The 7,308-nt window shown below is 76.3% G+C and carries 10 protein-coding genes; 9 read left to right on the top strand and 1 reads right to left on the bottom strand.

Annotated elements, in window-relative coordinates:
- On the top strand, positions 1-249 hold a 249-nt coding region (locus ABQ292_RS25675; RefSeq protein ID WP_369210536.1), incomplete at its 5' end, for a hypothetical protein.
- On the opposite strand, the gene ABQ292_RS25670 is transcribed toward ABQ292_RS25675, so the two are convergent.
- A complete protein-coding gene (locus ABQ292_RS25670; RefSeq protein ID WP_369210535.1) occupies positions 246-740 on the bottom strand; it encodes an STAS domain-containing protein in 495 nt (164 codons plus the stop codon). The two genes, ABQ292_RS25675 and ABQ292_RS25670, sit on opposite strands and share 4 nt — an antisense overlap.
- 124 nt (positions 741-864) lie before the next feature.
- Between ABQ292_RS25670 and ABQ292_RS25665 the strand changes: the two genes are divergently transcribed.
- The 8 genes from ABQ292_RS25665 (at position 865) to ABQ292_RS25630 (ending at position 7,137) form a co-directional block, all read left to right on the top strand.
- Positions 865-1,359, top strand: coding sequence for an Hsp20/alpha crystallin family protein (locus ABQ292_RS25665; protein WP_369210534.1), 495 nt, complete (start codon positions 865-867; stop codon positions 1,357-1,359).
- Between the two features lie 125 nt (positions 1,360-1,484).
- A complete protein-coding gene (locus tag ABQ292_RS25660; protein ID WP_369210533.1) occupies positions 1,485-1,895 on the top strand; it encodes a MerR family transcriptional regulator in 411 nt (136 codons plus the stop codon).
- A gap of 31 nt (positions 1,896-1,926) precedes the next feature.
- Positions 1,927-2,238, top strand: a complete 312-nt coding sequence (locus tag ABQ292_RS25655) for a metal-sensitive transcriptional regulator (RefSeq protein WP_369210532.1) — start codon at positions 1,927-1,929, stop codon at positions 2,236-2,238.
- A gap of 28 nt (positions 2,239-2,266) precedes the next feature.
- Complete coding sequence (locus ABQ292_RS25650) at positions 2,267-2,476, top strand: heavy-metal-associated domain-containing protein (protein ID WP_369210531.1); 210 nt, start codon at positions 2,267-2,269, stop codon at positions 2,474-2,476.
- 30 nt (positions 2,477-2,506) lie between these two features.
- Complete coding sequence (locus tag ABQ292_RS25645) at positions 2,507-3,481, top strand: DUF8832 domain-containing protein (RefSeq protein WP_369210530.1); 975 nt, start codon at positions 2,507-2,509, stop codon at positions 3,479-3,481.
- Between the two features lie 10 nt (positions 3,482-3,491).
- Positions 3,492-5,798, top strand: a complete 2,307-nt coding sequence (locus tag ABQ292_RS25640; RefSeq protein WP_369210529.1) for a heavy metal translocating P-type ATPase — start codon at positions 3,492-3,494, stop codon at positions 5,796-5,798.
- Entirely contained in the window at positions 5,795-6,148 is a 354-nt protein-coding gene (locus tag ABQ292_RS25635; RefSeq protein WP_369210528.1) for a hypothetical protein, read from the top strand. The genes ABQ292_RS25640 and ABQ292_RS25635 overlap by 4 nt, the downstream gene beginning before the upstream one ends.
- A gap of 92 nt (positions 6,149-6,240) precedes the next feature.
- Positions 6,241-7,137: an oxidoreductase gene (locus ABQ292_RS25630; protein WP_369210527.1), complete on the top strand. Its 897-nt coding sequence runs from the start codon at positions 6,241-6,243 to the stop codon at positions 7,135-7,137.
- The last annotated feature ends 171 nt before the right edge of the window (positions 7,138-7,308 follow it).

Here is a 7,308-nt window from a genome sequence, read left to right as displayed (position 1 = left end):
CTCCGGGAGGCACCGCCGGACGACGCCGTCGCGGCCGGCACCAGCGCGGTGCAGGTGGCGCTCGGCGGCCGCGACCGGGTGCCCGACCGCGACCTGCGCGAGGCCGTCTTCGTGGAACCCCGGCCGCAGCGGCTGCCGCGGGACCACGGCCTGCACAGCCGCATGACGGAGCTGGCCCGGCTCCGCCAGAGCGAGTACGCGCGGGCTTTCCGGGCCCCGCTGTACGACCCCGAGGAGCGCAACCGCTAGGCGCTGCGCCCGCCGGGGCCGTCCGGACGGCGGGACTGCGCCCCGGACGGCGGCGACCCGCCCGCGTCGGCCGGCCCGGCGGTCCCGTCGACCACCTCGAAGCGCCGCCACAGGCCGGTCAGCTGCAGGGGCCGGGCGACGGCGGGCGACGGCTCGACGAGCGCGACGGTGACCGCCCGCGGCTGGGTCATCCGCTGCAGCTGGACGAGCACCGCCATCCCGGCCGAGTTCATGAACGGCACCCCGCTCAGCTGGATCTCCAGCCGGCGCAGCGTGGGCACCGAGAGCAGCTGGTCGGTGACCACCCGGACCAGCGGCCGCCGGGCGGCCTCGGTCAGCTCGCCGTCGACGGTGACCACGCTGACGTCGCCGTCGAGCGTCGCGGTGACGCGGGGCCCGTCGCCGGAGAGGTGGGCGTCGTCCCCGGCCGCTCCGCCGGGCGGTACCTGCTCGTCCATGCCCGGGGACTGCCCGCCTGCGCGGCGGTCCATGCCTGCGCGGCAACAAAGTGCTCCGCTGGATGTTTACACGGATGCTCGATGGAGGTAATCTCTAGTCGCCGCTAGAGGTTGACCCCTCGGGCAGTGAACAGACACCGGATCTCCCAGGAGGTTCATGATGCTGACCGCCTACGACCCGTTCGCCGCCACGTCCGCCGCGTTCCGCGCGCTGGACCAGCTCGCCGGTCGCCCCGGCACCGCCCGCGCCCTGTCGGGCATGCCGATGGACGCCTACCGGGTCGGCGACAAGTTCGTCGCGCACTTCGACCTGCCGGGCGTCGACCCCGGATCGATCGACCTGTCGGTGGAGGGCACGACCCTGACCGTCAGCGCCGAGCGCTCGGTGCCGCAGCTGGAGAACGCGGAGTGGGCCGTCGCCGAGCGCCCCTACGGGGCCTACACCCGGCAGCTGGTCCTGGGCCGCAGCCTCGACACCGACCGGCTCGAGGCCAGCTACCACGACGGCGTGCTCACCGTGAGCATCCCGGTGGCGGAGAAGGCCCGCGCCCGCAAGATCACCGTGACCCGCGCCGACGTGCCGTCCGCGGTGGAGGGCCGGACCATCGAGCACGAGTCCGGCTCCGGCGAGCAGCGGGCCGTCGAGAAGTGACGGCGGCGAGCTGATCGGCGACCGATCGGCGACCCTGACGCGGGGCCGGGCCAGGTGTGGCCCGGCCCCGCGCCGTTCCTGCACCCACGACGGGCACCGGGCGACCGGTCGAAGGAGGAGGACCCGTGGCCACCGACGGCACCGGCCGGCGGCCGGGCACCGGCACCGATCCCGCCTCCGAACCTGCCTCCGACGCCGTCCGCCGGCTCGACGACCCGGACTTCCCGGCGCTGACCATGAGCCAGGCCGCCGCGCTCCTCGGCGTCCAGGCGGCCTTCCTGCGCAGCCTCGACGGCTCCGGCGTCCTCCAGCCGCACCGTTCCCCCGGCGGCCACCGCCGCTACTCCCGCCACCAGCTGCTGCTCGCCGCGCGCCTGCGCGGCCTGCTCGACGAGGGCCACACGCTCGCCTCGGCCGAGGTCATCCTCGGGCTCCAGGACGAGCTCGCCGACGCCCGCGCCACCAGCGAGCGGCTGCGCGACACCGTCGACCGGCTGCGCGCCGACCGGGACGACGGCGACACCGCCGCCGGATAACCCCCACCCCGTATGGGTGTACGCTCGTCCCGTGACCGCCCAGGAGAGCCCCGCCGGCCACGTCCACGGCTACATCCACCGCAAGGACGACCACCTCAAGCGGCTGCGCCGCATCGAGGGACAGGCCCGCGGGCTGCAGCGCATGGTCGAGGACGAGAAGTACTGCATCGACGTCCTCACCCAGGTCTCGGCGATGACCTCGGCCCTGCAGTCGTTCGCGCTCGGCCTGCTCGAGGAGCACCTGTCGCACTGCGTCGCCGAGGCCGTCGCCACCGGCGGCCCGGAGGCCGACGCGAAGGTCCGCGAGGCCTCCGCCGCGATCGCCCGGCTCGTCCGGTCCTGACTCCCCCACCCCGTCCCGGAGGTCCCCCGTGAGCACCGCCAGCTACACCGTCGTCGGCATGACCTGCGGCCACTGCGTCACCGCGGTGACCGAGGAGGTCAGCGGCCTGCCCGGCGTCACCGACGTCTCCGTCGACCTCGACAGCGGCGGCCTGACCGTCACCAGCGACACCCCGGTCGGCGACGACGACGTCCGCGCCGCCGTCGAGGAGGCCGGCTACGAGGTCGCCGGCCGCTGAGCCGGCTCCCACCGCAGGAGGAGGACACCCGTGCGCACCGCCGCCCGGCTCGGCGCCACCGTCGTGGGCCTGGCCGCTGTCTTCGGCGCCGCGACCGGCGTCGGCGCGCTCGTCGGGCCGGTCGGCTCCGCGGCTGCCGAGGCTCCCGCGGGTGCCGGCCACGCCGCCGACGAGGGGCACCCCGACCCGTCCGCGGCGGCCGACCCGACGGCTCGCGCGGACGCCGCCCTGCCCGGCGGCCTCCAGGTCTCCGACCGCGGGTACACCCTCGACTTGGTCGCCGACGAGCTGCCGGCCGGGACGTCCCCGCTGGCCTTCCGCATCCTCGGACCCGACGGGGCGCCGGTCACCGACTACGAGGTCGACCACGACGAGGACCTGCACCTGGTCGCCGTCCGCCGTGACCTCACCGGCTACCAGCACGTCCACCCCGAGCTGGGCGCCGACGGGACCTGGTCGACGCCGCTGGAGCTGACCCCCCGCAGCTGGCGGGTGTTCACCGACACCACGCCGGCCGCGCTGGGCGAGGACCTGACCCTCGGCGCCGACCTGGCCGTCGCCGGCGACCACCGCCCGCAGCCGCTGCCCGCGCCGTCACCGACGGCGGAGGTGGACGGCTACACCGTCGTCCTCACCGGCGGGCTCGTCCCGGGACGCGAGTCGGGGCTGACCCTCGGCGTCAGCCGGGACGGCGTCCCGGTGACCGACCTGCAGCCCCACCTCGGCGCCTACGGGCACCTGGTCGCCCTCCGGGCCGGTGACCTCGGCTACCTGCACGTGCACCCGGTGGGCGACCCGGCCGACCCCGCCACCGCGCCGGGCCCGCACGTCGAGTTCGCCGCCACCGCCCCCTCGGCCGGCGACTACCGGCTGTTCCTGGACTTCCGGCACGGCGACGTGGTCCGGACCGCCGAGTTCACCGTCCACGCCGGCAGCGGCCCGGCAGCCGACGTCCCCGCCGCTGCCGGGCCGGACGCCGCCGGGCACGGCCACGGCGACGACTGAGGAGGACCCGTTGGACGCCCGCACCCCCACCGCCGAGATCGAGCTCGCCATCGGCGGCATGACCTGCGCGTCCTGCGCGGCCCGGGTCGAGAAGAAGCTCAACAAGATCGACGGCGTCACTGCCACGGTCAACTACGCCACCGAGAAGGCGAAGGTCAGCTACGCCGGCGGGGTCACCCCCGAGGACCTCGTCGCCACCGTCGAGCGGACCGGCTACACCGCCCGGCTGCCCGAGCCCCCCGCACCGGAGGACGACGCGACGCCGGCCGGTGGGATGGACGGGGTCCTCCACCTCCGCCACCGCCTGCTGGTCTCCGCCGGTCTCACCGTGCCGGTGGTGCTGCTGGCGATGGTCCCGGCCCTGCAGTTCACCTACTGGCAGTGGCTGTCGCTCACCCTGGCCGCGCCGGTCGTGGTGTGGGGCGGCTGGCCGTTCCACCGTGCCGCCTGGACCAACCTGCGCCACGGCGCGGCCACCATGGACACCCTGGTCTCCCTGGGCACCCTCGCGGCGTTCCTCTGGTCCCTGTACGCCCTGTTCCTCGGCACCGCCGGCGAGCCGGGCATGGTGCACCCGTTCTCCCTCGACCTGACCCGCACCGACGGCAGCGGGGACGTCTACCTCGAGGCCGCCGCCGGCGTGACGACGTTCCTCCTGGCCGGCCGGTTCGCCGAGGCCCGCTCCAAGCGCCGGGCCGGCGTCGCGCTGCGGGCACTGCTGGAGATGGGCGCCAAGGACGTGACCGTCCTCCGCGGCGGCACCGAGCAGCGCATCCCGGTCGGCCGGCTGTCCGTCGGTGACCTGTTCGTCGTCCGGCCCGGCGAGAAGATCGCCACCGACGGCGAGGTCACCGAGGGGGCCTCGGCGGTGGACACCTCGCTGCTGACCGGGGAGCCGGTGCCGGTGGAGGTCGGTCCCGGCGACACCGTGGTCGGCGCGACGGTCAACGCCGGTGGCCGGCTGGTCGTCCGGGCCACCCGGATCGGCGCCGAGACGCAACTGGCCCAGATGGCCCGGCTCGTCGAGGAGGCACAGCACGGCAAGGCGGAGGTGCAGCGGCTGGCCGACCGCGTCTCCGGGGTCTTCGTGCCGGTGGTCCTGGCACTGGCCGTGGCCACCCTCGGCTTCTGGATCGGCGCCGGTGCCGGCCTCGCCGCCGCCTTCCCGGCCGCGGTCGCCGTGCTGATCATCGCCTGCCCGTGCGCGCTGGGTCTGGCCACCCCGACGGCGCTGATGGTCGGCACCGGGCGCGGCGCCCAGCTGGGCATCCTCATCCGCGGCCCGGAGGTGCTGGAGTCCACCCGCGCGGTGGACACCGTGGTGCTCGACAAGACCGGCACCGTCACCACCGGCCGGATGACCCTGCTCGACGTCGTCCCGGCGCCGGGTGAGGACGCCGACCGCGTGCTCCGCCTGGCCGGCGCGGTCGAGCACGCCTCCGAGCACCCGATCGCGCAGGCGATCGCCCGCGGTGCGGCCGAGCGGACCGGGCAGCTGCCGCCGGTCGAGGGCTTCACCAGCATCGCGGGGTTGGGCGTGCACGGGGTGGTCGAGGGTGCCGCGGTCGTGGCCGGCCGCCGCCGGCTGATGGCCGAGTGGTCCGTGCGGCTCCCCCCGGAGCTCGAGCGGGCCGTCGCCGACGCCGAGGCCTCCGGGCGGACGACGGTGGTCGTCGGGTGGGACGGCGCGGCCCGCGGGGTGGTCGTGGTCGCCGACGCGGTCAAGGACGGCTCGGCCGAGGCGGTGCGCCGGCTGCGCGCCCTGGGCCTGCGGCCGGTCCTGCTCACCGGCGACAACGCGGCCGCGGCGCGATCGGTGGCCGCGCAGGTGGGCATCGACGAGGTCATCGCGGAGGTGCTGCCGCAGGACAAGGTCGACGTCGTCCGGCGGCTGCAGGCCGAGGGGCACACCGTGGCGATGGTGGGCGACGGGGTCAACGACGCCGCCGCCCTGGCCCAGGCCGACCTCGGGCTGGCCATGGGCACCGGCACCGACGTCGCCATCCAGGCCAGCGACCTGACGCTCGTCCGCGGGGACCTGCGGGTGGCCGCCGACGCCGTCCGGCTGTCCCGGCGGACCCTGGCGGTCATCAAGGGCAACCTGTTTTGGGCGTTCGCCTACAACGTCGCGGCGATCCCGCTGGCGATGGCGGGTCTGCTGAACCCGATGATCGCGGGAGGTGCCATGGCGCTCAGTTCGGTCTTCGTCGTCACCAACAGCCTGCGGCTGCGCCGGTTCGCGCCGCTGGCGGAGCACGGGGCGACGACGGCGGCGCCGTCGGGCCGCCCGCTGGTGAGCGCCGGGAGTGCGCGATGACCGGCCGCACCCTCGGCACCCGGTCGCTGGCCGCTGCCGGCGTGGGCGCCGGCCTGGCGCTGGTGACCCGCCCGCGGCAGGTGGCCGACGCGGTGGCGCCCACCTACCCGTCGAACCGGCTGTGGGTGGCCCGGCTGCTCGGCGCCCGGCTGCTGGTGCAGCACGCCGCGGTGCTGGCCGCCCCCCGGCCGGCCGTCCTGCGCGCCGCCGCCGCCGTCGACGGGCTGCACGCGGCGAGCATGGTGCCGCTGCTGCGGTCGGCCCGGTACGGCCGGGCGGCCCGGGTCAGCGGCGGCGCCGCCGCGGGAACGGCGCTCGTGGCCCTCGCGCTCGCCTCGGGACGCCGGTAGCAGCACAGCGCGGTCGGACGGGCAGCCGGGGCCGGGAGCAGGACGGCGGCCCGACCCGGCACGGGATCGCCCCGGCCCGCGTTGGGCCGGGCATGACCAGTCGCTGGACCACCGCCGACATCCCCGACCAGACCGGCCGCACGGTCGTCGTCACCGGCGCGACGAGCGGGCTGGGCCTGGCCACCGCGCGGGCCCTCGCCGAGGCCGGCGCGCGCGTCGTGCTCGCCGTCCGCGACCCCGGCCGGGGTGCGCGCGCCGCCGCCGGCCTGCCCGGGGAGGTCGAGGTCCGCCGGCTGGACCTCGCCGACCTCTCCTCGGTGCGCGCCTTCGCCGCGGACTGGAGCGGCCCGCTCGACGTCCTCGTCAACAACGCCGGGATCATGATGGTGCCGGCCGGGCGCACCGCCGACGGCTTCGAGCTGCAGCTGGGCACCAACCACCTCGGCCACTTCGCGCTGACCAACCTGCTGCTGCCACAGGTCACCGACCGGGTGGTCACCCTCTCCTCGACGGCCCACCGGATGGGCACGATCGACCTCGCCGACCTCAACTGGGAGCGCCGCCGGTACTCCCCCGAGCGCGCCTACGGCCAGTCGAAGCTGGCCAACCTGCTCTTCACCCTCGAGCTGCAGCGCCGGCTGACCGCCGCCGGCTCGCCGGTCCGCGCCATGGCGGCCCACCCGGGCTGGTCGGCGACCAACCTGCAGGGCCACACCGGCAACCGGGTCAAGGACGCGGTCATGGCCGTGGGCAACCGGGTGGTCGCCCAGTCCGGTGACCAGGGCGCACTGCCCACCCTGTTCGTGGCCACGGCCGACCTCCCGGGCGGGAGCTACGCCGGGCCCGACGGGCCGATGGAGGTGCGCGGGTACCCGACGCTGGCCGGGCGCACCGCCGCGGCCAGCGACCTGGGGACCGCGGCCCGGCTCTGGACGGCGTCCGCCGAGCTCACCGGCGTCGACTTCCCCGCGGCCCTGCCCACCCGCTGACGCTCCCCGTTGCGCACTTCCGCGGAGGTGCGCCGTGCACCTCCGCGGAAGTGCACACGGCTCAGAGCGCGGGAGCCAGGAGCAGGACGGTCGGGACGAGCAGCAGCAGGCCGGCGCAGGCCAGGGCGGCGGCCCGGGCGGCAACCGGCAGGGGCGGCGGCGGCGCGAGCA

Source organism: Geodermatophilus maliterrae (genome assembly GCF_041018925.1).
Classification (GTDB): domain Bacteria; phylum Actinomycetota; class Actinomycetes; order Mycobacteriales; family Geodermatophilaceae; genus Geodermatophilus; species Geodermatophilus maliterrae.
Note: the sequence above shows the minus strand (reverse complement) of the source record. Positions and strands in the feature narration are given on the sequence as shown.

What these genes read in the sequence shown, in the direction of transcription:
- ABQ292_RS25670 (WP_369210535.1), bottom strand. Translation starts at nt 740, where the DNA reads ATGGACCGCCGCGCAGGCGGGCAGTCCCCGGGCATGGACGAGCAGGTA.
- ABQ292_RS25665 (WP_369210534.1), top strand. Translation starts at nt 865, where the DNA reads ATGATGCTGACCGCCTACGACCCGTTCGCCGCCACGTCCGCCGCGTTC.
- ABQ292_RS25635 (WP_369210528.1), top strand. Translation starts at nt 5,795, where the DNA reads ATGACCGGCCGCACCCTCGGCACCCGGTCGCTGGCCGCTGCCGGCGTG.
- ABQ292_RS25630 (WP_369210527.1), top strand. Translation starts at nt 6,241, where the DNA reads ATGACCAGTCGCTGGACCACCGCCGACATCCCCGACCAGACCGGCCGC.